The following is a 323-nucleotide window of genomic DNA, read 5'->3' on the forward strand; positions in this document are numbered from 1 at the left end:
TAAACAGCCCTTTTCATTTCCTTCCTCAAAGCAAAGATCCACCGTATCTATAAAAAAAGCTCGTATGGATTCTATACCTGTTGTCGCTTTTTGAAACTTCTCAAAAACGGTTCTGGTCTTTGATTGGTATGCATCTAGACATGCAGAAAAAAGACCTTGCTTACTCCCAAAACTAGAATAAATAGAAAACTTATTAATGCCCATTTCTTTTTCAAGAAGTTGCATAGAGGTGCTTTCATAACCATGACGCCAAAACAAATACATAGCCTTCTCTATAACAGCTTCTTCATCATATTGTTTTTTTCTTGCCATAAATCAACTCC

General features: G+C 35.3%; 1 protein-coding gene. It reads right to left on the reverse strand.

Features of this window, described 5'->3' with window-relative positions:
• Positions 1-312, reverse strand: a 312-nt coding sequence (locus H2O73_RS23585) for a TetR/AcrR family transcriptional regulator (protein WP_182110747.1), incomplete at its 3' end; no start/stop codon positions are given.
• Positions 313-323 lie beyond the last annotated feature (11 nt).

This window comes from Vibrio marinisediminis (genome assembly GCF_014050145.1).
GTDB lineage: Bacteria > Pseudomonadota > Gammaproteobacteria > Enterobacterales > Vibrionaceae > Vibrio > Vibrio marinisediminis.